The organism is Acinetobacter courvalinii (assembly GCF_014635545.1).
Classification (GTDB): domain Bacteria; phylum Pseudomonadota; class Gammaproteobacteria; order Pseudomonadales; family Moraxellaceae; genus Acinetobacter; species Acinetobacter courvalinii.
The window spans coordinates 1986953-2013304 of sequence record NZ_BMDA01000001.1 but is presented as its reverse complement, the minus strand read 5'-3'; the positions used below and the strand labels follow the sequence as shown (position 1 = coordinate 2013304).

Annotated in this window: 26 protein-coding genes; 22 read left to right on the top strand and 4 right to left on the bottom strand. The window is 43.9% G+C overall.

Going from position 1 to position 26352, the window contains the following annotated elements; genetic code table 11:
- The first annotated feature begins 1 nt into the window (after position 1).
- From IEV39_RS09200 to IEV39_RS09180, 5 genes are read left to right on the top strand one after another with little or no spacing between them, the layout of a single operon-like run.
- On the top strand, positions 2-1219 hold the full coding sequence (locus tag IEV39_RS09200) for an aromatic ring-hydroxylating oxygenase subunit alpha (RefSeq protein ID WP_005284132.1): 1218 nt from the start codon (positions 2-4) through the stop codon (positions 1217-1219).
- Complete coding sequence (locus IEV39_RS09195; RefSeq protein ID WP_005284136.1) at positions 1216-1569, top strand: hypothetical protein; 354 nt, start codon at positions 1216-1218, stop codon at positions 1567-1569. The genes IEV39_RS09200 and IEV39_RS09195 overlap by 4 nt, the downstream gene beginning before the upstream one ends.
- Before the next feature lie 11 nt (positions 1570-1580).
- Positions 1581-2063, top strand: coding sequence for a nuclear transport factor 2 family protein (locus tag IEV39_RS09190; RefSeq protein WP_005284139.1), 483 nt, complete (start codon positions 1581-1583; stop codon positions 2061-2063).
- Positions 2064-2122: 59 nt separating this feature from the next.
- A complete protein-coding gene (locus IEV39_RS09185; protein WP_005284141.1) occupies positions 2123-2458 on the top strand; it encodes a non-heme iron oxygenase ferredoxin subunit in 336 nt (111 codons plus the stop codon).
- Between the two features lie 3 nt (positions 2459-2461).
- On the top strand, positions 2462-3466 hold the full coding sequence (locus IEV39_RS09180; RefSeq protein ID WP_005284144.1) for a 2Fe-2S iron-sulfur cluster-binding protein: 1005 nt from the start codon (positions 2462-2464) through the stop codon (positions 3464-3466).
- Between the two features lie 363 nt (positions 3467-3829).
- Here the strand turns inward: IEV39_RS09180 and IEV39_RS09175 are convergent, their stop codons facing one another.
- Positions 3830-4189, bottom strand: a complete 360-nt coding sequence (locus IEV39_RS09175; RefSeq protein ID WP_005229164.1) for a hypothetical protein — start codon at positions 4187-4189, stop codon at positions 3830-3832.
- 248 nt (positions 4190-4437) lie between these two features.
- Positions 4438-5142, bottom strand: a complete 705-nt coding sequence (locus IEV39_RS09170) for an FMN-dependent NADH-azoreductase (protein WP_005284147.1) — start codon at positions 5140-5142, stop codon at positions 4438-4440.
- Between the two features lie 122 nt (positions 5143-5264).
- Between IEV39_RS09170 and IEV39_RS09165 the strand changes: the two genes are divergently transcribed.
- Positions 5265-6116 (top strand): LysR family transcriptional regulator, encoded by an 852-nt coding sequence (locus IEV39_RS09165; protein WP_005284150.1) that lies wholly within the window; start codon positions 5265-5267, stop codon positions 6114-6116.
- A gap of 70 nt (positions 6117-6186) precedes the next feature.
- Here the strand turns inward: IEV39_RS09165 and IEV39_RS09160 are convergent, their stop codons facing one another.
- Positions 6187-6579: a hypothetical protein gene (locus IEV39_RS09160; RefSeq protein WP_005284153.1), complete on the bottom strand. Its 393-nt coding sequence runs from the start codon at positions 6577-6579 to the stop codon at positions 6187-6189.
- A gap of 401 nt (positions 6580-6980) precedes the next feature.
- Between IEV39_RS09160 and IEV39_RS09155 the strand changes: the two genes are divergently transcribed.
- The 4 genes from IEV39_RS09155 to IEV39_RS09140 all read left to right on the top strand — a co-directional run bounded on the left by IEV39_RS09155 (position 6981) and on the right by IEV39_RS09140 (position 11603).
- Positions 6981-8324, top strand: coding sequence for a spinster family MFS transporter (locus IEV39_RS09155; RefSeq protein ID WP_005284157.1), 1344 nt, complete (start codon positions 6981-6983; stop codon positions 8322-8324).
- 86 nt (positions 8325-8410) lie between these two features.
- The gene (locus tag IEV39_RS09150) at positions 8411-9421 is read left to right on the top strand and encodes an AraC-like ligand-binding domain-containing protein (RefSeq protein WP_005284160.1); all 1011 of its coding nucleotides are present in this window, start codon (positions 8411-8413) and stop codon (positions 9419-9421) included.
- A gap of 84 nt (positions 9422-9505) precedes the next feature.
- Complete coding sequence (locus tag IEV39_RS09145; RefSeq protein WP_005284163.1) at positions 9506-10612, top strand: NAD/NADP-dependent octopine/nopaline dehydrogenase family protein; 1107 nt, start codon at positions 9506-9508, stop codon at positions 10610-10612.
- Between the two features lies 1 nt (position 10613).
- The gene (locus tag IEV39_RS09140; protein ID WP_005284166.1) at positions 10614-11603 is read left to right on the top strand and encodes a 3-hydroxybutyryl-CoA dehydrogenase; all 990 of its coding nucleotides are present in this window, start codon (positions 10614-10616) and stop codon (positions 11601-11603) included.
- Between the two features lie 57 nt (positions 11604-11660).
- On the opposite strand, the gene IEV39_RS09135 is transcribed toward IEV39_RS09140, so the two are convergent.
- A complete protein-coding gene (locus tag IEV39_RS09135) occupies positions 11661-12128 on the bottom strand; it encodes a MarR family winged helix-turn-helix transcriptional regulator (RefSeq protein ID WP_032873109.1) in 468 nt (155 codons plus the stop codon).
- Positions 12129-12276: 148 nt separating this feature from the next.
- On the opposite strand from IEV39_RS09135, the gene IEV39_RS09130 reads away from it, so the two are divergent.
- The 12 genes from IEV39_RS09130 to IEV39_RS09075 all read left to right on the top strand — a co-directional run bounded on the left by IEV39_RS09130 (position 12277) and on the right by IEV39_RS09075 (position 26324).
- Positions 12277-13389: an amidase gene (locus IEV39_RS09130; RefSeq protein WP_005284172.1), complete on the top strand. Its 1113-nt coding sequence runs from the start codon at positions 12277-12279 to the stop codon at positions 13387-13389.
- 18 nt (positions 13390-13407) lie between these two features.
- Positions 13408-14574, top strand: coding sequence for an acyl-CoA dehydrogenase family protein (locus tag IEV39_RS09125; protein WP_005284174.1), 1167 nt, complete (start codon positions 13408-13410; stop codon positions 14572-14574).
- 41 nt (positions 14575-14615) lie between these two features.
- Positions 14616-15143, top strand: a complete 528-nt coding sequence (locus tag IEV39_RS09120; protein ID WP_005284177.1) for a nuclear transport factor 2 family protein — start codon at positions 14616-14618, stop codon at positions 15141-15143.
- A gap of 30 nt (positions 15144-15173) precedes the next feature.
- Complete coding sequence (locus IEV39_RS09115; RefSeq protein ID WP_005284180.1) at positions 15174-16454, top strand: aromatic ring-hydroxylating oxygenase subunit alpha; 1281 nt, start codon at positions 15174-15176, stop codon at positions 16452-16454.
- 10 nt (positions 16455-16464) lie between these two features.
- Positions 16465-16950, top strand: a complete 486-nt coding sequence (locus IEV39_RS09110; RefSeq protein WP_005284182.1) for an aromatic-ring-hydroxylating dioxygenase subunit beta — start codon at positions 16465-16467, stop codon at positions 16948-16950.
- A 10-nt stretch (positions 16951-16960) separates the two neighbouring features.
- The gene (locus IEV39_RS09105; protein ID WP_005284184.1) at positions 16961-17698 is read left to right on the top strand and encodes an SDR family NAD(P)-dependent oxidoreductase; all 738 of its coding nucleotides are present in this window, start codon (positions 16961-16963) and stop codon (positions 17696-17698) included.
- A gap of 34 nt (positions 17699-17732) precedes the next feature.
- On the top strand, positions 17733-18686 hold the full coding sequence (locus tag IEV39_RS09100; RefSeq protein ID WP_005229181.1) for a PDR/VanB family oxidoreductase: 954 nt from the start codon (positions 17733-17735) through the stop codon (positions 18684-18686).
- A 66-nt stretch (positions 18687-18752) separates the two neighbouring features.
- Complete coding sequence (locus IEV39_RS09095) at positions 18753-19712, top strand: p-hydroxyphenylacetate 3-hydroxylase reductase component (protein ID WP_167510605.1); 960 nt, start codon at positions 18753-18755, stop codon at positions 19710-19712.
- Between the two features lie 143 nt (positions 19713-19855).
- Positions 19856-20770, top strand: coding sequence for a transcriptional regulator FeaR (gene feaR, locus IEV39_RS09090; RefSeq protein WP_005229183.1), 915 nt, complete (start codon positions 19856-19858; stop codon positions 20768-20770).
- A 203-nt stretch (positions 20771-20973) separates the two neighbouring features.
- Positions 20974-23289: a primary-amine oxidase gene (gene tynA, locus IEV39_RS09085; RefSeq protein ID WP_167510597.1), complete on the top strand. Its 2316-nt coding sequence runs from the start codon at positions 20974-20976 to the stop codon at positions 23287-23289.
- A gap of 107 nt (positions 23290-23396) precedes the next feature.
- Complete coding sequence (locus IEV39_RS09080; RefSeq protein WP_126687546.1) at positions 23397-24650, top strand: hypothetical protein; 1254 nt, start codon at positions 23397-23399, stop codon at positions 24648-24650.
- Between the two features lie 66 nt (positions 24651-24716).
- Complete coding sequence (locus IEV39_RS09075) at positions 24717-26324, top strand: GMC family oxidoreductase (protein ID WP_005284193.1); 1608 nt, start codon at positions 24717-24719, stop codon at positions 26322-26324.
- Positions 26325-26352 lie beyond the last annotated feature (28 nt).

Below are 26352 nucleotides of genomic sequence, written 5' to 3'. Positions count from 1 at the left end.
AATGAATAGTACAGCTCAATTACGCTGGGGAAACCTATATCCAGAATTAGGTCAGGACCCGATCCCTACCGAGGCGTGTATTTCGCCTAAAATTTTTGAACAAGAAATAGAAAAGATTTTTTCCAAAGTCTGGCTTAAAGTCGGCAGGGTTGAAGAAATTGCTAACAAAGGTGATTACAAGGTTAAACGACTTGATTTTGCCAAGACTTCAGTGATTTTAATTCATGCTAAAGATGGACAAGTCCGTGGCTTTCACAATGTCTGCTCACACCGCGGCAATAAAGTCATTGTAGAAACGGGTGATGAGACCTTTGGACATAGTAAAGCTGCAGTGGTGAGCTGTCGTTTTCATGGGTGGGTATATGATGCCAAAGGTGACTTGGTCAATGTGCCAGAAGAGGAAAAATTTTCGGCATGTTTTGAAAAGAAAAACAATGGGCTCACGCCTATACGGACTGAGGTCTGGGAAGGATTTATTTTTATTAATCTGGACGCTGAGGGCGGGCAGAGTTTAACTGAGTTTTTAGGGACAATGGGACAGCATCTCGCGAGCTATCCTTTTGCCGAGATGGAGGAGTGTTTTGCCTATAACACGGTGTTGAACTGTAATTGGAAAGTGGCCCATGACGCTTTTGCCGAGGCCTATCATGTCGCAACCATACATGCAGGTTCTTTTCCAAATGTCTTCGCTTCAGGCTTACAAGATGTTCAACTCTTAGGGGATCATCGTACCTGCGCTGTCTGCCTTACTAAAAACGCGCATCCGAAACCGGCTGCAAAACTGTCTGGTGAAATTACAGGTGCTTCTTTAGTTCATCACTATCAACGTCAGCAATTACCGCCATCTGTTAATCCGCATGATCGGGATGATTTTTCTTTTGAACTCTCCGTGATTTTTCCGAATATTCTGATCCATGTGACAGAAGGAGTCTGGTTTACCCATCAGTTTTGGCCGATCAGTCATAACCAGACTCGGTGGGAAGGCCGCTATTATTTACCCAAGGCCAAAACATATTCAGAACGATGGGCTCAGGAGTTTGCACAGATTTTACAGCGTAACGCCTGGCTGGAAGATACGGCAACCATGGAAGATACACAATCGGCACTTGAATCCCAAGCCAAGAAAGTGATGCACCTACAGGATGAAGAAATTTTAATTCGACATGGTTATCACGTTTTAGAACAGTATCTGAATGGTCGTAAGGAGCACATCGCATGAGTAAATGTATTTCTCAATTACCTGCAGATTTTTCCATGCTGCAACCTTTTGTGAAGATGTGGGCGTTGAATACAGCCCAGCAACGACATCGACAGCGCTTGAATGCTACTACAGATGCTTTGCATCTTTTCTACAACGCCATGTTACCTCAAATGCGTCATTTGCTAGCCATGCTGGATACTTATCCATTGGGACACCTGCCTGACGAACTGCATCCATTGTACTGGCTAAGTCTCAGTTTTGCAGAGGTGGCACCACATATTGAACTGTATAAAGGACAAGTCGGTGTCCCTTTTGCCTTTGAAGAAAAAAGGTTTATTTATGAAAAAGCTGAACTTGTCGATTGCTGAGAGTGTGTAAGGTGAATATTAATAGTTTGCTGCAACGCCTGGAATATCTAGAGGCTTGTAATGCGATAAACCAGTTAATTGGCCGTTATGCCACTGCAGCAGATCAGCGGAATAATCCACAGATCATGCATAACTTATTTCATGAAGATGCGATCTGGCAAGCAGCGGGATTTGGCGCCTATCAAGGACGCCAAAGCATTGTGGCGGGTTTATCTGAAATTGCGCGTGAGCAAATTTTGTGGAGCCTGCATGTAATGGGTGTTCCTAATCTTGAGTTTTCCGAAAACCAGCAGCAGGCAAAGGTGCAGTGGGTACTCTGGGAAGTTTCAACTATAGCTGGTAGTGAGGCTTCACAAAATTATTGTCTAGGTGGGTTTTATCAAGCCAAAGCTAGAAAAGACTCCCAAGGAATTTGGCGTTTTGATGAGGTGCTACTGAATATCGCACTTAAGTATCCAATTGCGGCCAATCTTTATCAGGACAACTCAGCCTAAATAGAAGTTGTTGTGGCGAAGGCAATTGATGATTGAACTAAATCAGGGAGAGATGAGAAATGAATCATACTTCTATAAATTGTATTGTTGAAAAATTTCTTTGCAATACTGCACAGGTCGAAGCAGGAACAGGGTTACAAGTAATCCTGCAAGGATATCCCCCTTTGGCCGTCTTCCATTTGAACAATGGTGAATTTCACGTAACTGCCGATACTTGTACCCATGGTAATGCGTCATTGGCAGATGGTGAGCTAGAAGGTGAAGAAGTGGAATGTCCATTTCATGCAGGTAGTTTCAACGTTAAAACCGGAGCCGCCTGTAGCGCGCCATGTCATATTCCTCTCAGAATCTACCCAAGTGTAGTTGAGAATGGTCAGGTATTCTTGCTGGAGTAGGGTATGACATTCAAAATCACATTGGCAGAAGATCACTATTTTCACTGTGGGCAGAATGATGTCATTTTACGTGCAGGCTTACGGCACGGATTCGGCATGCCGTATGAATGTAATACGGGCGGATGCGGGACCTGCAAAATCGAAGTAGTAGCAGGTGAAATTGAGAATTTATGGCCTGAAGCGCCGGGATTAACCGATCGCGATCGACGAAAAGGTCGGGTATTGGCGTGCCAGAGTCGACCTAAGAGTGCTTGTAAAATCAAAGTGCATCTGGACGAGCAATGTAAACCTAATATTCAGCCTAAACAACATCGTGTACAACTTATTAAAGTTACCCCAGTAACACATGATATCGTTGAAATACATTTACAATCTCAACAGGCTGCTGATTTCTTGCCTGGACAGTATGCGCTGTTGCAGATAAATGGTGAATTACAGCGTGCTTATTCCATGGCAAATTTACCGAATAAAGAAGGACGATGGGTTTTTCAAATCAAGCGAGTCGTGGGTGGCCAAGTTACTGGTCTTCTGTTTGATGAGCTGCAACGACAACAGTTAGCCATTGTGCTGGATGGCCCCTATGGTTTGGCTCATCTCCAGCCTGAAGAGAGCTCAGTACGACCGATAATCTGTATCGCTGGTGGCTCTGGTTTGGCCCCAATGTTGTCTATTGCACGGGGTGCGGCTCAACAAGCACGCACACAGCAACAAAAGCTTTATTTTTTTCATGGTGGAAGGGAAGCACGCGATTTATTGAATCATTCCATTTTAAATGCATGGACTGGGCTGGGAGAGCAGTTGGTTTATGTTCCTGCGACCTCATTTACAGCGATTGCTGGAATCTCGCATGGTTTTATTCATGAGGTAGTGCAACAACATTTAGGCCAATCTATTGCTGATTATGAGGTGTATTGTGCTGGCCCTCCACCCATGGTGCAATCGATTGAGCAAATGGCACATGCCATGGGATTGCCTAGAAAGTATATTCATTTCGACCGGTTCTTCTAGCTTTAACTATTCACGTGATGAATGTATCTGAAAATGGGAGTTGAGAATAAAATGGGAATAGATAGACGGTTATGTATAGTTTGTGTGACGCATTATGTATTTATAAAATAAAGCGTGATATAAATAGCGCATTAACGATGAGCTTCTTTGATGAATGTCTATATCGTAATCCCATGTTCTTCCCCAAGAGCTTGGGATTTTTTTTATGTGTAAATTAATCTATTGCAGAATCAGAAAGCACAGTGTAGATCAGGAGGGGAGATATAAAGGAAAAGGATGAGCAACTGTTGTCAAGTTGAATGAAAGCATCTGGAGAACTGGTCTAAACACGTATCCTCCAAATGAGTTCACTGGTATGAAATATTATTTTTTTTGCTTAAAACGGTATTTGCATTTCAGACAGCGATAGTCCTGAAAAATATTTTTGTCGACCATGACACCTGCCTTTTTCCCGAACATATTGCCAATCACGCCCCCTGTGATCCCTGCACTGATCGCGCCAACAAAAGTACCGACCGTACCGCCAACAATCACACCTAAGGGACCAGCCACTGTACCAATTGCTGCACCGATGGATGCACCACCTGCAGCACCACCGACCGTACCTGCTGTCGTTCCTGCGGCTGTCAGTAACACACCACCTGTAGTTTTCAGTAATTTGTCATGATTACGTGTTTCCACTTCGGTAGAACCACATTTCGGGCATAGTATAGGTTTGTCCATAAAACTATCCTGTTTTCTCTATTGATAACGACATTCAGTGTATTGAGCAATTGCCGATAGCACTGGGTCAGGCTCAATTCTAGCTGATCGCTGCAATAAGTATTTATAGTTCATGTAAATACTTTTACCCTTATCCTGACACCCTTGATTTGAATCTTTTAAGTTCACAGTAGAACTGCGGAAGAATAAGGTGAGAGAGGAGTCCTTATTCTTCAGTAAAAATAATAGGCTATGCAACCTAAGCCAGATTAGCTCAGGACTACAGCGTTGGCTTCGATCATTAGCTCTAATTCCTGACCCAGTTCGAGCGCAAGCTGTTCGGCTTTGGCATAAGCATCTGCGACAGACTGACGATGTCGATCATCCGCAAATTCCTGATATTCGGAGGCAATTTCATAAATTTTGTCAACTCCCAAATATTTGCTGACGGTGTGCAGATGGGGCACCAGATGGTTCATCTGCGCTCTGATTCCACCTTGTTCAAAACCAAATTCACCACTTGAGGTGATAATCAGCAAGGTTTTACCAGACAAGGTTGGCTGTAAAGGAAAATCACCCCGTGTAAGATCAAAATCAAAGGTCTTGTTTACCCGGGCAATTTGGTCAAACCAGGCTTTGAGTTGAGCTGGCATGCCATAGTTATACATTGGTGATGAAATAATGATGAGATCAGCCGCGACAATTTCAGCAATCAACTGATCAGAAAGCTTGAGTAAGTCATGTTGTTGCGCCGTTCTATTTTGTTCTGGGGTAAATGCAGCTCCCATCCACTCCTGAGTAATAAAAGGCGGTGGATTGATACCGACATCACGATAAATATATTCACCTATGGCATATCGTGTTTTCCAGGTTTGGATAAAGTGATGGGCAATATTCTTTGAAATGGAATTATGGTTCGGGTTGGGATTACTGGCCGCACGGATACTGGCATCGATATGTAAAATGGTACTCATGTGATCGGACTCTACTGCGTTCAAGATGACACCATTCTGGAATGATACAGAGCGCTAGACAAACGAGTAAATCACAGCTATAGATGATTTTAATTCATCTATTATTTCTATAGGAGCGTGGCATGCAAGTTTCTTTACAGGCATTAAAAGCATTTGAGTCAGCTGCGCGTTTAGGTAGCTTTAAACTGGCCGCTGAGGAACTTTCACTGACACCGACAGCGATTTCACATCATGTTGCCAAGCTTGAGCATCGGTTAAGCGTTGATTTATTCCATCGCGAAGTCAGAAAAATTGTACTCACCGAAGTCGGTGCAAAATTCGCGAAGCAGATTTCAGAGGGATTTAGAAGCATTGAGGAGGCAGTAGAGCAGATCAGTCTGGCAAGTCATGTGGTGAACGTGACGACGACTTCATCTTTAGCGGCTTTGCTTTTAATACCAGCCCTGCATGAATTTTATTCGATCCATCCCGATATATCTGTAGAGGTTTCAACAGGGGAGAGCTTGGACAATCAACTTTATTATTTGCCCGTACGTTTGGGCAATATTGCGTCTGTGCCTGCCTCAGAGATTATACGTTACGAAACATTTAATCTGTTCGGCCGAGCACAGCTTGATCTGCTTACTGCTGGCGATGAACCGATGCTGATTTTTACTACAACGTGGAAAAACAAGGCATTGGCTGCGCCCCCTTTGGAGGAATGGTGTGCACTAAATGGCATAGCGTCTTCAAATATTATCGTAAAAACTTTTGATCAGGAGCTGTTTGGTATTCAGGAAGCACTGGCTGGCAATGGATTTGTGTTTGCCTCTACCACCTTAATGAGCCGATTGCTGAAACTGAACCAGCTCCAGCAATACCAGACTAAATCCATCCAGTCTGAACTATGTTATTACATCCCAAATAAAGCAAAAGTGAGCAATCGTAACACTCGCGATCTGATGGAATGGCTGGAACAAAAATTAAATGAATGATTTCGGTTCAACCCCCCATATTTGATGATTGCTCATCAATGAATGCGTTTAAACCCGTCACAGTCTGAATTCAAGGCAAGAAGGTTTCTTGTAAATAACTCCACAACATTTTGCCATCAATTTCTTCAATCAATGCACAAGAACGGCGGATCAGAATGCCTGAATCTTTGGTATGTTTTTCGGTATAGGTGAGTACGATCGCATCAGGTTTTTGCATCAGGATCTGTTCATCATAGATTTCAATCTGGATATCTGGCATCTTGCCCTGATTGTTGGCAAATAGGCCTTTCACTTGTTCGAAAGAAATACGTTTACCAGCCGCACCGACCATTTCAAAATGATCAGCAAAATAGTCAATCAGTTGGGGAAGGTCTTGTTCCGAGTGTTTGCCGCTAAAAATTTTTTCGATCAAGACGTGCATGCTATGGATGCTTTCGATTGCCTGTTCTTTGTTAAACGCCATGTTCATTTCCATTGAAAATTGATTATCTCATGTTATTTTAAAACAAAAATAAATGTAAAATTCAATATCATTTTAAAATAAATTTAGATTTCCTCTATTCGCGCTAATTCTACATTTAATCTTTTCCTTTAAAGAACAGCTATTTTTTCAGTCGCTTAGCAGCATTTGAGCTGGTTTTAAATCCTGATTTTACCTTCAAATGAACAATATTGCGTGCTGAATGGGTAAAAAAGGTATAACTTTATACCTAAAATATTATGGAAAATTCCATGTAAAAATAATAATTATAGGAGGGAGAAATTAACCTTATTGAAGCTGAGCCAGAAAAGGAGATGAATTCTGGTGATTACACCCTTCAATAAGCAGACACATGAGAACAATGACATGGACAAGGAAGCAAAATGGATACGCACTCAACCGAGCCAGCACGTGCTCACTCAAATCTATACGCCTGGTATGTGGTACTACTGTGCATGCTGGCCTATATCTTTTCATTTATCGACCGGCAAATACTGGCGCTGATGATCGAGCCGATCAAGGCCGATCTGGGTCTTTCCGATACCCAGTTCAGTCTACTCCATGGTTTGGCCTTTTCATTGTTTTATGCCTTTATGGGCTTGCCGCTGGCCTATCTGGCGGACCGGTTTTCACGTCCAAAAATTATTGCCATCGGGGTGGTGTTCTGGAGTATTGCGACCGCATTTTGTGGTCTGAGCAAGAATTTTATCCAGCTTTTTTTAAGTCGTATGGGCGTCGGTGTCGGTGAGGCTGCTTTGTCACCCGCAGCTTATTCAATGTTTAGTGATATGTTTAGCAAGGACAAGCTGGGCCGTGCCGTGGCGGTATATTCGATCGGCTCCTTTGTCGGTGGCGGTATTGCTTTTCTGGTTGGTGGTTATGTGATTGGCTTGCTGAAAAATATGGACAGCATCATAGTTCCGGTATTTGGTGCACTCAAGGCTTGGCAAGCAGCATTTATTATTGTGGGGCTGCCTGGAGTATTTATCGGTTTACTGGTGTTGTTGACGGTGAGAGAGCCGCAGCGTAAAGGCCAGCGTTTAAATGCACAGGGGCAGGTTGAAAAGACCAGCATGAAAGATGCGTTTAAGTTTATCAAAAAGCATGGGCGTACCTTTAAATGCCATTATTTAGGTTTTACCTTCTACGCGATGGCGCTGTATTGCCTGATCAGCTGGTCACCCGCATTTTATATGCGTAAGTTTGGATTAACCCCGACTGAAGCGGGTTATATGCTCGGCAGTGTGTTACTGGTGGCCAATATTCTAGGCGTATTCTGTGCGGGTTGGCTGAATGACTGGTTTATTCAAAAAGGCCGTAAAGATGCCCCGATGATCACCGGTGTGATTGGGATTGTCGGTTTAGTGATCCCGATCATGGTGTTTACGCAAGTGAATGAGTTATGGCTATCGGTGGTGTTTCTGGTGCCTGCAATGTTCTTTGCTTCATTCCCGATGCCGATTTCTACCACAGCCATGCAAATGCTGGCGCCAAACCAGTTACGTGCACAAATCTCGGCAGTATTCTTGTTGATCAGTAATCTGGTTGCGGTCGGCATTGGTACCACATTGGTGGCATTGATTACCGATAAAGTGTTTGAAAATCCATTGATGGTTGGCACATCCTTGTCGATTGTCGGGACGATTTCTTGTGTATTGGCCTTTATTTTATTGAAAAAAGGCTGTCAGGCATTTAGCGACAGTATGCAGCAGGAACATGCTTCTTGATCTGACCTAAGTGCAAGCATAAAGCCCATTCTTTTGTAATGGGCTTTATGCTTTGCTGGCGAAACCCATAACAAGGGAGTGAAGTGATGCACGCGACATTTAAACTGGATCATTTGCATTATCTGGATGAGTTTTTATTATTTCAGTCCAGTGATTACCAGACCATTAAAGATCAAATCAGTCATTATCTCTGCCCGCATCGTTTTGATGTTGAGACCCAACAGCCGTTGAACACGCGCCTGAATGGTTTTAGCTTTGGTAATGGGGCGCTGTATGATCTGAAATATAGTGCACCGGTCGTCATCTGTATTGATGACAGTTCGAGTTTTTATCTGTTCAGGATCACCCTGGAAGGGCAATGTCAGGTCGGGGCGGCAAACCAGCAACTGCTACAATCTGCAGGCATTATGTCGGTGACTCATCCGCATACCCGACAGCAGATTGTGACCAATCAGCATTGCCGCAATATTATTTTAAAATTATCCCAACAGGAGATCGAAACTCAGCTGTTTAAAATGCTGGGCCATACCAGTCAGGCGCCCGTCTGCTTCGATAGTGGTCTGTCCTGTACCGCAGAAGGGATGAGTGCCATTGTTGAAACGCTAAATTATCTTTGTCATGCCTATCATAATATCCGGAACTGGAGCTTTATCTCAGCCAGTTTTACCCAATACCTGATCGGGCTGATTCTGCTTAAAATCCCCAATAATTATAGTGAGCAGCTGAATGCACAGCGTCAACAGCTTGTGCCAGGCTATATCAAAAAAGCGCAGCAATATATTCAGGACAATCTGCATCAAGCGATTTCGCTAGCGACGCTGAGTCAATATTGTGAGGTGTCGATCCGCAGTCTACAAAAGGGTTTTAGCCAATATCTACAGCAGACACCCGTCGAATATATCCGTGAGCAACGTCTGGAGCGGGTACATTCTGCTTTACAGCAAGCCGTGGAACATCAAACCGTCACCGATATTTTACTGGATCATGGCATCCAAAGTTTTGGACATTTCTCTACCTTGTATAAAAAGCGCTTCGGCTGTCTGCCTTCACACACTTTAAAAATGACTCCTGTACAACTCAGTGAAATACGGTCGTAAATGGAATAATCACTGCGCATTTGGATAAGCCGGTTTAGGCTGACCGTTCTATGCTGAATGACAAATCAATCAGCAGGAATGCACATGAAAATTACAGTACTCGGTGGTGGACACGGATGTTATGCCGCAGCATTAGAGATGGCAGAAAAAGGCCACGAGGTGGTGCTATGGCGCCGTGACCGTGAGGCTTTGCAACAGCTGGCAGCAACCGGTGAACTCAAGATTAAAGATTATCAGGGCGATCGTCGTGTCACAGTCGGTTTTGAGCGGAGTCAGATTAATCTGACCGATGATTTACAACACGCCATCCAGCATGCCGAGCTGATTATTATTCCTTTACCCGCAACCACACATCTGGATTTGGCGCAGCGGGCCGCGCCGTTCTTTCAAGCGGGCCAAGTGGTGTATTTACCGCCTGCAACCTTTGGTAGTTTTATTTTTGCCAAAGCCATGCGTGAGGCAGGTAACACGGCTCAAGTGGCCTTTGCCGAAACCGGCACCTTACCGTATCTGGTACGTAAGCACGGCGTCAATCAGATTGTGGTGAGTGGCTATGCAACCCGTTTACCAACGGGGGTATTCCCAAGCAGCTTGTCCGAGCATGCATTTCAAATTTTGAAACAGGCTTATCCAAGTGTTGAGCCGATCGAAGACAGTCTCAGCGGTGCCTTGATGAATGCCGGGCCGATTATTCATCCACCGTTGATTCTAATGAATGCGGGACCACTAGAACATTTTGAGGCTTGGGATATTCATAATGAAGGGACACAACCGTCGATTCGCCGTGTCACCAATCAGCTTGATGCAGAGCGTATGCGTGTAAGGGAAGCATTGGGTTATTCTGCACCGCATTTTCCGCTGGCGGATCATTACAATAAAGCGGGGGAAGGCGATGAATGGATGTATGGCCGTGGCGCGCATGGAAAATTGACGGATAGTGGGGACTGGCGTGAGGACATTGACTTACAGACACACCGTTACATGCTGGAAGATACGCGTCTGGGGCTATCCTTTCTGGTTTCAGTGGGACGTTGGGCGGGTGTCGCGACACCTGTAGCAGAAGGGCTACTGAATATTGCGTCTGCGGTGACAGGCAAGGATTTATATCAGGACGGGCGGACGTTTGAGAATCTGGGACTCGCCGATAAAAGCAAGGCTGAGTTGCAAGCGACTTTGCAGCAAGGAGTCTGATATGACATCGATTCAACAGGTTGCTGTACTTGGCGCTGGACGGATGGGCAAAGCCATTGCAATTGCCTTTGCCTATGCGGGATTAAATGTGGCTTTAATCGATGCCCGACAACGTACCGAGGCTGAGTTTGAGCAATATCAAGCTCACATCCGAACCGACTTAAAACAAGAATTGCAGTTGCTGGAACGTATCCAGTTTATTCAATCTGAACAAAGCCTCTTTATTCTGGATCAGATTCAGATTTTAAGTCGCGAGGCTTCAATATCAGTCTTAGCGCACTGTGATCTGGTGATGGAAGCTGTACCCGAGCTCAGGCAAGCCAAACAAGATATTTTTACTTGGCTGGATCAATATATTACACCGATTTGTATTGTTGCATCGACCACTTCAACCTTTCTGGTCACTGATATTGCTCAGATGATTTCTCATCCAGAACGGGTGGTGAATGCGCATTGGCTCAATCCTGCTTATCTGATTCCGCTGGTTGAGTTAAGCCGTTCCGAGCAAACTTCTGATAGGGTCGTTACACAACTGAAAAGCTTTCTACAGCTGATCGGTAAAGTACCTGTGGTGTGTCATGCCAAAGCAGGCTATATCGTGCCACGGATTCAGGCCTTAGCCATGAACGAAGCGGCGCGGATGGTGGAAGAAGGCGTGGCTTCGGCAGAAGATATCGATATCGCCATTCGGACCGGATTTGGTTTGCGTTTTTCTGTATTGGGCTTGCTGGAGTTTATTGACTGGGGAGGTGGCGATATTCTGTATTACGCTTCCCAATATCTGGAAAAAGAGCTTGGTGAACGTTATCGCACGCCAGAAATTATTGCCGAGAACATGCGACAGCAACGCAATGGTCTACGTGAACAGCAAGGCTTTTATGATTATCAGCAGGTCGATATTGCGGCCTATAAACAACAGGTTTTACATACTTTTGTAGACCGGATTGCCGCAAATCAGCTGAAACCACCGTTTAATATTTTAAATCCGTAGTCGGCCTGGTTTGAACTTTTGCCCATCTCTGTAGCGACATGGGCTTTTGTTGTTGCCTTAACTTGAAGGCATCAGATCAAACAGCTTTTTTAATTGGCCGTTGAGCTGGTGCAATTCAGCATCATCAAATGCATTTAGAATCCCGGAGAGGGTGACCTGACTGATCTGGTTAATTTGTTCAACCATTTCTTTTCCTTTATCGGTCAGTTTCACCATCGAAATCCGTTCATCTGATTCAGATGAAAACACCTGCACAATACCGTCTTCTACCAGACGGTAAACGGCTTTGGTTGCCGTGGTCAGCTTGAGGGTAGAGAGGTTGGCAATCTCGGTAATACTGGCTTGTTCAAGTGCATTGGTACTTAAAATGATTTTACGACGGGTATTGTCGATTCCTAATTTTTTAATTGATTTTTCAATAAGTTGTGTGTATTTACCATTCACCTGTGAGATCCAGAAAAAAGGATAGCTTTGTAAGCTGCTCGGTTCATTGTTGGGTAGAAATTGTTCTAAATGCGTAAGCATAGCCAAGTCATTACTTTTATAAAAATGGACATTCAGCATTATACAAAAATTAGAAACATTTTCTTGATTCTTCGTATCGAAAAATACTTGACAATTACATTACTTTTTCCGATATTTGTATTAAGTATAAAAATACATGGAAAAGTGAATGAATATTATTGTACAAGAGGTACAAAAAGGTACAGGCGCTTTGAAGGTGATGGTCAAGGATTCCATCGATATTCAAGGCATGAAGACCATGGCAGGCAGTAAAGCCTTGATGCAGAGTCAAGCCGCAACTGCCAATGCCGAAGTCGTCGAGCGTATTTTGGCAGCAGATTGTCAAATTACCGCGAAAACCAATTTGCATGAACTGGCTTTCGGGATCACAGGGATTAACCATAGCTTTGGTACGGTGATTAACCCGAAATATCCTGAGTTGATTCCGGGTGGATCATCTAGCGGTTCTGCGGCGGCAGTTGCAGCTGGTCTGGCAGATTTCACATTAGGCACGGATACAGGTGGTTCGATTCGTATGCCTGCGGCATGTTGCGGTGTGTACGGTTTAAAACCGACCTTTGGCCGTGTCAGCCGTGCTGGCGTACATCCCGCAAGCAGTTCACTGGATTGTGTTGGCCCTTTTGCAAACTCAGTTGAAATGCTTGAAAGCGCCATGCAAATCATTGATCCCACCTTTCATGCACAGGCTGAATTAGCACAGGCACCAAAACTGGCGTGGCTCAATGTCGCTGCTGATTCAGCCGTGATTGAGACGATCCAGCAATATTTAACCCAAGCCAATTTGACAGTGTCAACTGTAACGGTGGAAGGCTTTGCAGCGGCCTTCGATGCGGGCATGCAGATCATTAATTATGAAAACTGGCAGGCTTACGGTGAGTTGACCCAAACAGGCTTGCTCGGTGCAGACGTCAATGGGCGTTTATTGAAAGCCGCCGACACCACCTTAGCCCAAGTCAAACAGGCCGAGCAGGTGAGAGCAGATTTTACCGCCGAGCTTGATGCCTTACTGGCTCAATACGATGCCTTGATTTTACCGACTTTACCGCAGCTACCGCCCAAGCTGGCTGATGCTGAAAATACCGTGGCTTTTTTAAATCTCACCGCTTTGGTTCGACCATTTAACCTGTCTGGACATCCTGCAATTTCAGTACCGCTGCAAACAGAACAAGGTCAGCCCGTGGGGTTGCAGATCGTGGCAAAACGCAATGCCGATGAATATTTGTGTGCGCTTGCGAAATATATCGTCAGCGCTGCGCAATAAATCACAAGGAATAAGGGAATGAATCATTTAGCGACAAAGGAATTTGTAATGGATAGCAATACAAAGCAATTAGATGCCTTATGTCAGGAAATTCGTAAACGTGCCTGTAGCGGAGAGTTTGATAATCAGGCCTATGTCAGTCAGGACATCATCGAGAAACTCAAACAGATTGGCGTTTACCGTGCTTTGGTTCCAAAACGTTTTGGCGGCAATGAATGGTCACCCAAACAGTTTTGTGAATTGATCGAACAATTGTCTAAGGCCGATGGCTCAGTCGGTTGGGTCGCAAGTTTTGGTATGAGCCCTGCCTACTTGGGCAGTTTGCCAGAAGCAACACTTGAGCAGTTGTATAAAGATAGCCCTGATATTGTGTTTGCAGGTGGCATTTTTCCACCACAACCCGCTGAGATTACTGATGATGGTGTTGTGGTCAGTGGACGCTGGAAGTTTTCCAGTGGTTGTATGGGCGCTGATATTGTTGGTGTCGGCATTTCTCCGCAAAAGGACAATGAAGCACAAGGTTTACCGCGTATGGCGGTGATGCCAGCCAATAAAGCACAAATCGATATGACGTGGGATACTGTTGGCCTAAAAGGCACAGGTAGTCATGATCTGGTCGTCAAAGATGTGCTGGTGGCGAAGGAATGGACCTTTGTCCGTGGCGAACCTTCAAAACTCCCTGAACCATTTTTTAAATATCCATCTTTATCTTTAGCTACTCAGGTCTTAACCGTAGTCGGGATTGGTGTGGCAGCCGCAGCGATCGAAGAATTTCAAAAACTTGCGCCAGGCAAGTCTTCAATTACTGGCGGTGCTGAAATTGCCAGCCGACCTGTAACCCAATATGAATTTGCCCAAGCCGAAGCTGAGTTTAAGGCTGCACGCGTCTGGTTCTACGACACCATGCAAATCGTCTGGAATGAAGTCGTCGCAGGACGTACCCCAAGCGCAGAACAGATCAGTGATATGCGTTTGTCCTGCACCCATGTGGCCCGTGTCTGTGCCCGTGTCACGCGCAAAATCCAGATGCTGGCAGGCATGACCGCGATTTATACCCATAACCCGTTTAGCCGCTTTGTCAACGACACCAATGTGGTGACGCAGCATGCCTTTATGGGCGATGCCACTTTGCAAAATGCAGGTCTGGTCAGCTTCGGTATGAAACCAGCACCCGGTTATTTATAAGCCGGATTGAATTAAAGAGTGTGATGGCAAGGATGAATGAGATGAATACGCAAGTGGATTTAACGGTTTTGTTACAACGCCTACAACAGCTTGAAGCCCAAAATGCGATTCGTAACTGCATTAACCGTTATATGGAAATTTGTGATGCCTTGAATGCCGATACCGACCTGAATGAATTGATGGATTTATTTGATCAGGACAGCATTTGGGAAGGCATAGGCGAAAGATATGCGCAGTCTTTTGGTCGTTATGCTTCATGGCAAGCCATTTATGACATGTTCAAAAGCTATACCCAACAGCAGTCGCATTTTGTCATGAATGCGCATTTTGTTAGCTCAGAGCAAATCTATATCGAAGCAGATCAGGCCAATGCCAGCTGGTTGATGTTGCAAACCTCAACCTTCCGTGATGGTCGTAGCCATTTAAATGCCGCCAAACTCACCGTGCAATTTAAACAGCAACGCGATGGTCGCTGGAAGATCAAACATTTTCAGACTGAAAACATTTTTAGTCGCCCCGTATCTCACTGGGACAGTACAGTCGCATTGCCAGTACCGTCGCAGCAATAACCAATGGATAGACCGAAAAGGATCGTGGATATGAACAGCAATATTATTCCAATGCAGAATATTGAGATGGATTACAGTAGCTTGGTGCAAAGTGATCGTGCGCATACCTCACTGTATAAGGACGAAAAAATCTTTGAAGATGAGATGGAAAAGATTTATTACAGCACTTGGGTCTGGGTGGCACATGCCAGCGAGATTCCTGATGCAGGCAGCTATAAAACCATCAATATTGGCAAGCAACCTGTGGTGGTGGTGCGTGATCGCAAGAAAAAAGTGCATGTCTTACTAAACCGTTGCCGTCATCGTGCCGCAACCGTGTGCGAACATAAAAAAGGCAAAACCAACAGTTTTGTCTGTCCGTATCATGGCTGGAGCTATGCACTGGATGGTTCATTACGTGGCGTGCCTTCTCCTGAAAGTTATGGCGAATGTCTGGATAAGTCAGAGTTTCCATTGATTAGCCTGCGCGTTGAAGAATACAACGGCATGATTTTCGCCACCTTTAAACAGGATATTGAACCATTAGAAGATTTCCTCGGCGCTGCGAAAAAATGGATCGACTTGTTTATGAAACAAGGTGCAGGTTACCCAATTAAAGTCTTGGGTGAACATCGTTTCCGTTTTCCAGGGAACTGGAAAATCCAATTGGAAAATACCACCGATGCTTATCACTTCCCATTGGTGCACAAGTCATTTTTAAGTTCAGTTGATGAAAAAACCGAAGAACTGTTTAATTTTGAAAATCAGCCGGGCTATGTCGAAGACCTCGGTAATGGTCACAGTGTGATGGTGATGATTCCTGAACTGGTTGATTTGGATGAAGAGTTAATGGAACGTCCAATTCAGGAACGTTTTGAAGACTTGGCTCAAGCCTTACGTGATGAAGGGCATGAAGAGCTGGAAGTGCGTCGTATGGTCCGTGCGGTGGGTGGTTCTGGTTTTAACCTGAACCTGTTCCCGAACATTGCCTGTTCAATGGCGTTCTTCCGAGTGATGCAACCGATTTCCGTCAATGAAACAGAGATTCACCATTCCGTGATTACCATGGATGGCGGTCCACAAATTGCCAACCAATATCGCTTACGTCTGCATGAACATTTCCAAGGCCCATTTGGTTTTGGTACGCCAGATGATTCAGAAGCGTGGGAGCGTGTACAACATGGTGCCAATGCAGGCAATGACCTGTGGATCATGCTCAATCGCGGCCTGCCAGGTGAAGTCAAAACTGAAGATGGCTTAAAGAGCGATGTCAGTGCTGAAACAGGGATGCGCGCTGCCTATCAGCAGTGGAAAAAGATGATGACGGCTTAAGGAGAGCGCCATGAAAATTGATTTAAATTTACTGAATGAAGTGACTGCATTTGTCTGGGCAGAAGCCGATATGCTGGACCATTCTGAGCATGATACTTGGCTGGATCTGTGGAATGAAAAAGGCGTGTATATCATCCCGATCGATCCAAAACTGACCGATTATGAAAACAATTTAAATTATGCCTATGACGATCATCATATGCGTAAGTTACGGGTACAGCGTTTGGAAAATGGTGAGGCGATTTCAACTGCACCTAAAGCCAATACGGTGCGTAGTGTTTCGCGTATCCGTGTCGTCAAAGATCAAGATGGTGAAATCATTTTGCGTTGTGCGCAGAATTTGCGTGAATTCCGTAAAGAAAATCTCAAACATTACACCGCTGACGTGACCTTCCATTTGGTTCGTGATGCGGAACAAGGCTTTAAGATCAATCGTAAAATTATCAATTTAGTGAACTCAACCGATAGCTTGGCGGGTATCAGCTATATTCTCTAGGAGCGAAAAAATGAAACAGGTTGTTTTAGTCACAGGTGCCGCTTCGGGTCTAGGGAATGTCATTGCTGAGTATTTTGCAGCACAGGGACATCAAGTAATTGTATCTGCCAGTACTTTAGAAAAGGCTGAGCAGGCTAAAGCTCGTAGCCCGCATGCAGAAAATATGTTTGCCTTAAAACTAGATATTTCAGTTGAAGCCGATTTTCATGCCGCAGTGCAGTGGATTCAGCAGACATTCTCAAAGCTGGATGTGTTGATTAACAATGCCACCATGACCAAGGCAACCCCAGTTTTAGAGATCAGTGCTGCGGATTTTGACATGATCACGCAAGTGAATCAGCGTGGCACATTTCAGTCTTGTCAGATCATTGGTAAATATATGGCAGCGCAAGGTTATGGCCGTATCGTCAATATGGCATCTCTGGCTGGACAAAATGGCGGTACGGCAACTGGTGCGCATTATGCAGCCACCAAAGGTGCCATTATCACCCTGACCAAAATCTTTGCCAAAGAGTTTGCAGCCAAAGGTGTGACGGTGAATGCGATTGCGCCTGGACCGATGGAATCACCGATTGTGCATAGCGTGGTCTCTGACGAAAAAATGGAACAGTTCATCCAGAATATCCCGGTCAAAGCACTCGGTAGCATGGCGTTTATTGCCGAGACCTGTGCTTTATTGGCCAGTCCAAGTGCAGCTTTTGTCACTGGGGCGACATGGGATATTAACGGTGGATTATTTATGCGTTAAGCCTTGGGCGAGATGCATATCAGGGAGAGAAATCATGACGAAACTGTATAACGTGGTGGTAAAAAACCGTCATGTCGAAGGTGGGAATGTTGCAGTGATGGAATTTGAATCTGCAAATTCGAGCCTATTACCCAAAATTGAAGCTGGGGCGCATATTGATGTGCACCTCCCGAATGGCATGGTGCGTCAGTACTCATTGTGCCAGAACCCGAATGATGTCGGTAAGTTCCGACTCGGGATTTTACGCGACCCAGAATCACGTGGTGGTTCAGTCTCGGCCTTTGATGATTTAAAGGATGGCATGCAGATTCAGGTCAGTGAACCGAAAAATCTGTTTCCTTTAGTGAAATCCAGACATGCAGTACTGATCGGTGGCGGTATCGGAATTACTCCCCTGATTACCATGGCCTATCAGTTGGCACAGGAAGGCACTTCTTTTGAATTGCATTACTGTGGTGCAAGCCCAGAACGCTGTGCTTTTGTCGATGAAATTAAACATGGCATCTTGGCGCCTTTCACGACCTTTCATTTTAAATCGGAAGGGGCCAGTCACCGTGAGTTTTTCCAATCCGCTATTCAAGATATTGATAAAGACAGCCATATCTATACCTGTGGTCCAAATGGTTTTATGGACTGGGTCATCAATTTAGCCCTGACACAGAATTTCCCTGAACAGCAAATCCATAAGGAATATTTTCAGGTTGAGGTTGAAACAGGCGGCGATGCCTTTGAAGTGGTGGCGCAGCAAAGTGGCAAGATCATTCTGGTCAATGCAGAAGAAACCATTTTGCAGGCCTTGGCGCGTGAAGGTATCGAGATTGAAATGTCATGTGAGCAAGGTGTGTGTGGCACCTGTATGTGCGATGTGATCGAGGGTGAACCTGATCATCGCGACGTGTATTTTACCGATGAAGAAAAAGCCAGTAATGAGCAGATATTGGTGTGCTGTTCACGTTCTAAGTCAGCAAGATTGGTACTGGATATTTAAGCGATTTAATCAGGATAAATCGGTAGCAAATATTGGCCAGAAACAGGATAAAAGATTCAGGAGAGAATAATGAATTCACTAAAATCAATGGATGAAATCACAATAGATCCAATGCGATTCAGACGTGCTTTGGGGAATTTTGCCACAGGTGTCACCATTATGACCGCGCAAAATGATCAGGGTGAAAAGGTAGGCGTAACTGCCAATAGTTTTAATTCAGTGTCTTTAGATCCGGCGCTAATCTTGTGGAGTATTGATAAGAACTCGTCCAGCTTCCCGGTATTTGAACAGGCTTCACATTTTGCCGTGAATATTTTATCGGGCTCGCAGATCGAGTTATCCAATAAATTTTCACGCCGTAACATTGATAAATATGAAGGTACCAGTTATCAGACTGGGGCAGGTCAGGCTCCGATTCTGGACCACTGCTCTGCGGTGTTTGAATGTGAGCGTCATCAGATTATTGAAGGCGGTGATCACTGGATTATTATCGGCAAAGTGGTGCGTTTCCGTGATGAAGGGCGTAGTCCATTGGTCTATCACCAAGGCGCTTACTCTGGTGTAATTCCTCATCCCTTACTTCAGTTAAAAGAGACGGTAGAAGCTGAAGACATTGGTGAAATGCATCAGGGCCATTTATATAGTAATGTTTGTTATCTGATGAGCCGTGCGTTCAAGTTCTATCAGACCGATTATATTCCCAAGCAGTTGGTGACAGGATTCCGTACCAGTGAAGCACGTTTACTGTTGGTGCTCGGTAGTGGAACTGCGTCGAATAAGGCAGATCTGCCACGTGATATTGCCATGCCGATGCGTGAAGTGGAGCAGGCTGCATCGATTTTGCAAAAGGATGGCTTGCTGATTGAAAGCGACGGATTTTTTAAATTGACTGAAAAAGGCAAAAAAACAGCGCATTATCTGTTTGATATTGCAGATAGCCATCAAAATGAGGTGTTTGAAAAATACTCAGATGAGCAAAAAGATATTTTTATTACCATGCTCAGGGATTTTGCTGGTGTAGCATAAGCAGGATGAGGCTGATAAGTTGAAACGATTTATCAGCTTTCTTATCTCAACTCTCTAAGCAATCAATAAAAAGAATGTGCAAGGACGTATATTTGACAGAAAAATTTAACGCGTGAATACCGTAGTAACAAGGACGTGAGCGGATGAACCAATATGTAAGTGACGCACTGTTAAGCTGGACGCATCATATTAAAAATGTATGCGGCAATTTTGAAACGGATTTTGATGGTACCCGTAATTTATTCATTGGTGAGGTGCAGTGTTTTTTATTGGGCGATACCGAGATTGCCTTCATTAAAAATAACGCCAATAAAATTGTCCGAAAGGCGGATGAAGTTGATCGGGTCAATAATCGCTTCTGTTTTTTGATTTTGCAGAATTCGGGCAAAATGCTGCTTGAGTATAAAAATGAAACCTTAACCCTGAATGAGGGTGATATCGTTTTACTTGATCCTGTTGAAACCATTTCCATGTTTCCACAGGGGTTGGTCAGTCAAATTTCGGTGCATCTGTCGCGGGAAAAGTTACTGAATGAGCATATTAGTTCGGAATATTTCGGCAAGCTGATTACCCAAAATATGAGCGGGTTTTTACTCAAGAATATTCTGAAAAATATGTCGCCTGAAAATATTAAGCTCTGGTATGCGAGTGAAGATGGCAATGCCTTTGAAGATGCGCTGATTGCCCTAATCAAGCCGACTATTAATTATAAAAATATGAGTCATGCCGATAATCTTTTAGAAAAAGCTGAGCGCTATATTATAGAAAACTTAGCCAAACCTGATCTTTCTCCCAAGCTCATTGCCGCACATATTGGGGTATCGCTACGGCATCTTTATCGATTATTTGTGCAGGAAAACCTATCGATTAATAAATATATACAGCTCAAACGTTTGGAAAGAGTCAAAACAGATCTGCTGGATAAAAGGAATAAACAAAGTTCGATCACCCAACTTGCCTTGAAATGGGGCTTTTGGGATGGCGCGCATTTCTCCAAAATCTTTAAAAAAACCTACGGCATCTCTCCGAAAGAATTTAGAGAAACGATGTTGGCTTAAGCATTTTTGATGTCATTTTTAGACAAGTTCGAGGTCATTCCTGAACAAGCTAGACCGATGCAACTGTGTTGAAATTAAATCAATAAGAGAAGGTTGGAACGATCAAAGAAAACCAAAATCGTAGGTTGATCTTACCTGTTTCACACATTGGAAAGTGCATTTTAACGGTCCATAAAAGATCGTTCAGGGATAGACAGAAAAGGATGAAGATGATGCTTAAACAACAGTTATTTAAAGAGATACAAAAAATATTAGCGCTTAACCTATCCATTGCTGCGAGCTGTTGGGGCTTAACTACGCAGGCTTATGCGCATGGTGGGCATGCTGAAATGGTACCGTTTTATCAAAATATGAGTGAGCAGGGGGCCAAAGTCGTTAAAGATGATTTTACCAATAGCTATACCATCAGCAAAGGTTCCATGCAGGTCAGAGCCAAACCTAATTCGGATCAGGTCTTGGTGAATGGAAAACCATTAAAACTGAGTGTCCCGTTACTCATTAAAGATGGCAAACCTATTATTGGGAAAGATTTTTTCAATGAAGTGTTCCAGTCGGGTTTAGATCAAACCTTTAAAATTGAAAATACCTTTCATCCACTGAATAGCCTCAATACAGATGAAATCAAAAAGACCTTTGATGTGATTAATCGCTCAAAGTATGCCTATACAAATATGCGTTTTGCCGAGTTAAAACTGAAAGAACCTGAAAAAGCCAAAGTCTGGGATTTCTTTATCAATCATAAAGAATATAAAGATGATCGAGTGGCGTCGTTCATTTTATTGAAAGGCAATCAGGCGATTGAAGGTGAAGTGAACCTGAATACACAGCAAGTCACAAAATGGAATGTCCTTAAAGATACGCACGGCATGGTGTTACTGGATAACTTCGAGACCGTACAACGTGTGATTGAGGCCAGCAAAGAATATCAGGACGCTTTACGGAAACGTGGCATCACCGATGTCAAGAAAGTGATTACCAATCCATTAACCGTTGGCTATTTTGGCGGTAAAGATGGCTTGGATAAACAGCTAAATGTTTTAAAAGTGGTATCCTATCTGGATACGGGCGATGGTAATTATTGGGCGCACCCGATTGAAAATCTGGTCGCTGTGGTGGATCTGGATAAAGAAAAAATTATTAAAATCGAAGAAGGGGCAATGATTCCTGTGCCAATGGTAGATCGTCCTTATGCCACCAAAAATACCAAAGCACCGAAAATTAAGCCATTGAACATCAGTGAACCTGAAGGCAAGAACTTTACCATTACTGGACAAACGGTACATTGGGGCAACTGGTGTTTCCATGTCGCGCTCGACTCACGTGTCGGCTTGCAACTTTCAACCGTGACCTATAAAGATAAAGGCGTAAAACGCAAGGTCATGTATGAAGGTAATCTGGGCGGGATGGTGGTTCCTTATGGTGACCCAGATATGGGATGGTACTTTAAATCTTATCTGGACTCAGGTGAGTATGGCATGGGAACACTCACATCGGCCATTCAACTGGGGACTGATGCACCGGAAAATGCGGTGTTACTGGATGCGGTCATTGCTGACTACAAAGGCCAGCCACAAGTAATTCCCAATGCCATCGCCATTTTTGAGCGCTATGCAGGGCCTGAATACAAACACCAAGAAATTTTTGGTGATCAAGACGCCAGCGAAGCACGCCGTGAACTTGTCGTGCGCTGGATTAGCACAGTGGGTAATTACGATTACATGTTTGACTGGGTCTTTGCCCAAAATGGTGTAATTGGCATTAATGCTGGTGCAACGGGTATTGAAGCGGTTAAAGGGGTTAAATCACGCACCATGCATGACAGTACCGCCAAAGAAGACACTAAATATGGCACTCTGATTGACCATAATATTGTGGGGACAACCCATCAACACATCTATAACTTCCGTTTAGATATGGATGTAGATGGTGAGAACAACAGCTTTATGCATATGGACCCTGTGGTGAAGGCCAATGATCGAGGCGGTGTGCGTACAAGTACGATGCAAATTGACAGTAAAGTGATTCGCAATGAGCAGAATGCGGCTGAAAAGTTTGATCCGTCTACCATTCGTTTACTCACGAATTTCAATAAGGAAAATAAATTAGGTAATCCGGTTTCTTATCAACTGATTCCTTTTGCCGGTGGAACACACCCTGTGGCGAAGGGTGCCAATTTTGCCCCAGATGAATGGCTATTTAAACGCCTCAACTTTATGGATAAGCAAATTTGGGTGACGCAATATAAGCCTGAGGAACGTTATCCAGAAGGTAAATATTCCAACCGTTCAACCCATGATACGGGTTTAGGCCAATTCATTAGCAACAATGACAATATTGAAAATAAAGACCTCGTGGTCTGGATGACTACAGGAACCACCCATGTGGCGCGTGCTGAAGAATGGCCAATCATGCCAACAGAGTGGGTTTATACCTTGATCAAACCGTGGAATTTCTTTGATAGTACCCCGACGTTGAATCTGGGTGAAGAAGAGCAAAACAGGCAGCACGACCATCACTAAAAGTGCAGATGAGCCAGAAAGGGTAATCTGAGGTTACCCCGAGCTGAGCGTCCAGCAGTCCGCTGACAAAAAAGGAATTTTGTATGAAAACGCTACTTTCTCAAGTTATGAGAGGGACTCTCTTTGTCTCATTTTTTTCAACTGCACATGCAGGTGAGCTAGAAGTTAAACCAACTTTTGAAGCAACTTTCGGGGCTTTTAGTAGCGCTAAAAGCTATAACGGTGAAAACCTTGATGATGAACGAATCAATTGGCAAGAAGGTCATCTTAAATATGGTGCCAAAGGGCAGCAAACATTTCAAAACCATCAGCTCTATGCAAGCTTGAGCGGGATCAGCTCGGCAACATTTGGTGATGGTGATGCTGGCCAAAACAGTAATGGCAAAGAACGTAAAACAGATCTGAATGAATGGATCATTGGTTTTAAAGATGGTACCAATAAAGATGAGTTGACGACTTATGATTTAAGTATTGGTCGACAAAATATCATGATTGGTGACGGGTTCTTCATTGCGGGTGATGCGTTAAACCTCGGTAAAGCACCTGCGGATGGCAAACTCGATCGGGGTGGTGCCTATTATCTGGCAGCCCGTCGAAGCTTTGATTTTACCAGTTTGCTTCAGTATAAACCGCAAGAAAATACAACTCTAAAGCTGGCTTATTTAAAATCGGACAATAAAGCACAATTTTCACCTGAACTGTTTGTGACTGATCTGATCTATCAGCTTAAAGATAAGGGCGTTGGGTTTACCTATTTAAATGTATTGGATCTTGAAGATGCTGAACAGGTTTCAGGGCGCGAAGATCTTAAGAATTATGCTTTACGCTTGAATTATCAACCTTTGCCGGAACTACAAGTTAAAACTGAGTTTGTAGTTCAAGATAAAAAAGATAGCCACGAAAATGCTGGCTATTTGGCACTGAACTATAACTTTTTATCCTCAAAATATACGCCGTCACTAGGTTATCGTTTTAGCCATTTTTCCGACCAATATGATCCGATGTTTTATGGTAATACAGTTGGGTTTGGTACCTGGTTTCAGGGCGAAGTTGCTGGAAATTATGCTGGTCCATTCAATAAAAATGCAGATATTCACCAAGTTTCTTACAGTATGAATCTAAAAGAAAATTTTATGCTGGGTGCTTTGGCCTATAAGTTTCAAACCGTAAATAAGTCTTTAGGCAATGTCGATGGGCATGAGCTGGATGTGTTTTCGGTCTGGTCGGTCAATCAAAAATTCAACGTTATTCCTTTAATCGGTCTCTATAAACCGAAACACGATATCCATAGCGGTGGTACTCAAAACTACGATGACAAAACCAATGTGTATGCGCAGTTGATTCTGCAATACATCTATTAAATCAGGGCAAAGCAGAGCATGTTTATTGGCGGTGCATTGATAGAAATAAAATGAGGATGAAATCAGATGAATCAACAATATGACTATATCGTGATTGGTGCTGGCTCGGCAGGTTGTGTGGTTGCAGCACGACTATTAGAAGCCGAGGCAGGGCGTGTTCTTGTATTAGAAGCAGGAAGCCGAGATAGCAGTCTATTCCATACCATCCCTGCCACAGTAGTTAAAGTATTCCAGCAAAAATCATGGCAATACATGACTGTTCCGCAGAAATATTGTAATCATCGTGAAATGATCCTTGCACAAGGAAAAGTGTTGGGAGGTGGAAGCTCAGTTAATGGCATGATCTATTGCCGAGGTCAACGTCAGGATTATGATTTATGGGCCTCGGAATGGGGATGCAATCAGTGGTCGTATCAACATGTGCTGCCTTTTTTTAAGAAAGCAGAAAAAAATGAAAGTCTTGCTGATGAATATCACGGACAAGATGGCATTTTACCTGTCAGTGAAAACCGCTATCGCCATCCTTTAACGCTTGCTTGTATTAAAGCAGGTCAACAAATGGGGATGAATTACGTCAATGATATCAATGGCTGGGATCAGGCGGGTGTAGGGTTTTATCAAACGACCACTCAAAACGGTTCTCGGGCCAGTACCTCAAAAACTTATTTAAAGTCAGTCGAAAACCACCCAGACCTTACGGTTATTACGGATGCATTAGTTCATAAAATTGAAACTCAAGGGGATCAGGTGACTGGGGTGACTTATAGTGTTGGGGGAAAATCACCGATTACGGTACAGGCTCAAAAAGAAGTCATTCTGAGTGCTGGTGCCATTGGTAGTCCTAAGGTTTTATTACTTTCGGGAATTGGTCCAAAACAGCATTTAGATGAACTCGGAATAGAATGTATCCGAGACTTACCTGTAGGTGACAATTTTCACGATCATTTGCATATGTCGGTTAATGCGACAGTAACAACCCATAATAGTCTGCTCGGTGAAGACCAAGGTTTAGCCGCAGTACGACACTTTTTACAATGGTGTTTTACGCGTTCAGGATTGCTAACCACCAATATTCTAGAAGGTGGTGGTTTTATTGACACCAATAACAACGGTCGACCTGATGTCCAATTTCATTTTTTACCTGTACTGGATAATTTCGATAATACCCCAGGTGAAAAAGCAGTTGCTCAGGCACATGGCCTGACCATTAAAGTCGGACATGTACAGCCAAAAGCACGTGGGACTTTACGTTTAAGCAGTAAAGATCCCAAAGATTTGCCTGTTATTGATCCTAATTATTTAGGTCATCAAGAAGATATTGATGCCAATATCCGTGCGGTACAGGCCGGACTTCGCTTATTACAACAGCCCGCATTGAAAGCAATTGTCAAAGAAGTGATTGAGCCTGCAAATATCGATCCTGATGATATTGAAGCGATTGATCAATGGATGCGCCAGAACATTAAAACGGTCTATCACCCCGCGGGTAGCTGCAAAATGGGCAATGCTCCGCAAGATTCGGTCACAGATCAGACCCTTAAAGTACATGGTTTTCATAACTTACGTGTTGTTGACTGTTCGATTTGCCCACAAGTTCCAAGCGGTAATACCAACGCAATTGCCATCATGATTGGTGAACGCGGTGCAGACTTTATTTTGAATCAGGTCGCCTAGTTGCTGCCATAACAAAATTTTAGAAATG

What these genes read in the sequence shown, in the direction of transcription:
- IEV39_RS09200 (WP_005284132.1), top strand. Translation starts at nt 2, where the DNA reads ATGAATAGTACAGCTCAATTACGCTGGGGAAACCTATATCCAGAATTA.
- IEV39_RS09195 (WP_005284136.1), top strand. Translation starts at nt 1,216, where the DNA reads ATGAGTAAATGTATTTCTCAATTACCTGCAGATTTTTCCATGCTGCAA.
- IEV39_RS09185 (WP_005284141.1), top strand. Translation starts at nt 2,123, where the DNA reads ATGAATCATACTTCTATAAATTGTATTGTTGAAAAATTTCTTTGCAAT.
- IEV39_RS09180 (WP_005284144.1), top strand. Translation starts at nt 2,462, where the DNA reads ATGACATTCAAAATCACATTGGCAGAAGATCACTATTTTCACTGTGGG.
- IEV39_RS09175 (WP_005229164.1), bottom strand. Translation starts at nt 4,189, where the DNA reads ATGGACAAACCTATACTATGCCCGAAATGTGGTTCTACCGAAGTGGAA.
- IEV39_RS09170 (WP_005284147.1), bottom strand. Translation starts at nt 5,142, where the DNA reads ATGAGTACCATTTTACATATCGATGCCAGTATCCGTGCGGCCAGTAAT.
- IEV39_RS09165 (WP_005284150.1), top strand. Translation starts at nt 5,265, where the DNA reads ATGCAAGTTTCTTTACAGGCATTAAAAGCATTTGAGTCAGCTGCGCGT.
- IEV39_RS09160 (WP_005284153.1), bottom strand. Translation starts at nt 6,579, where the DNA reads ATGGCGTTTAACAAAGAACAGGCAATCGAAAGCATCCATAGCATGCAC.
- IEV39_RS09155 (WP_005284157.1), top strand. Translation starts at nt 6,981, where the DNA reads ATGGATACGCACTCAACCGAGCCAGCACGTGCTCACTCAAATCTATAC.
- IEV39_RS09150 (WP_005284160.1), top strand. Translation starts at nt 8,411, where the DNA reads ATGCACGCGACATTTAAACTGGATCATTTGCATTATCTGGATGAGTTT.
- IEV39_RS09145 (WP_005284163.1), top strand. Translation starts at nt 9,506, where the DNA reads ATGAAAATTACAGTACTCGGTGGTGGACACGGATGTTATGCCGCAGCA.
- IEV39_RS09140 (WP_005284166.1), top strand. Translation starts at nt 10,614, where the DNA reads ATGACATCGATTCAACAGGTTGCTGTACTTGGCGCTGGACGGATGGGC.
- IEV39_RS09135 (WP_032873109.1), bottom strand. Translation starts at nt 12,128, where the DNA reads ATGCTTACGCATTTAGAACAATTTCTACCCAACAATGAACCGAGCAGC.
- IEV39_RS09130 (WP_005284172.1), top strand. Translation starts at nt 12,277, where the DNA reads ATGAATATTATTGTACAAGAGGTACAAAAAGGTACAGGCGCTTTGAAG.
- IEV39_RS09125 (WP_005284174.1), top strand. Translation starts at nt 13,408, where the DNA reads ATGAATCATTTAGCGACAAAGGAATTTGTAATGGATAGCAATACAAAG.
- IEV39_RS09120 (WP_005284177.1), top strand. Translation starts at nt 14,616, where the DNA reads ATGAATACGCAAGTGGATTTAACGGTTTTGTTACAACGCCTACAACAG.
- IEV39_RS09115 (WP_005284180.1), top strand. Translation starts at nt 15,174, where the DNA reads ATGAACAGCAATATTATTCCAATGCAGAATATTGAGATGGATTACAGT.
- IEV39_RS09110 (WP_005284182.1), top strand. Translation starts at nt 16,465, where the DNA reads ATGAAAATTGATTTAAATTTACTGAATGAAGTGACTGCATTTGTCTGG.
- IEV39_RS09105 (WP_005284184.1), top strand. Translation starts at nt 16,961, where the DNA reads ATGAAACAGGTTGTTTTAGTCACAGGTGCCGCTTCGGGTCTAGGGAAT.
- IEV39_RS09100 (WP_005229181.1), top strand. Translation starts at nt 17,733, where the DNA reads ATGACGAAACTGTATAACGTGGTGGTAAAAAACCGTCATGTCGAAGGT.
- feaR (WP_005229183.1), top strand. Translation starts at nt 19,856, where the DNA reads ATGAACCAATATGTAAGTGACGCACTGTTAAGCTGGACGCATCATATT.
- tynA (WP_167510597.1), top strand. Translation starts at nt 20,974, where the DNA reads ATGAAGATGATGCTTAAACAACAGTTATTTAAAGAGATACAAAAAATA.
- IEV39_RS09080 (WP_126687546.1), top strand. Translation starts at nt 23,397, where the DNA reads ATGAGAGGGACTCTCTTTGTCTCATTTTTTTCAACTGCACATGCAGGT.
- IEV39_RS09075 (WP_005284193.1), top strand. Translation starts at nt 24,717, where the DNA reads ATGAATCAACAATATGACTATATCGTGATTGGTGCTGGCTCGGCAGGT.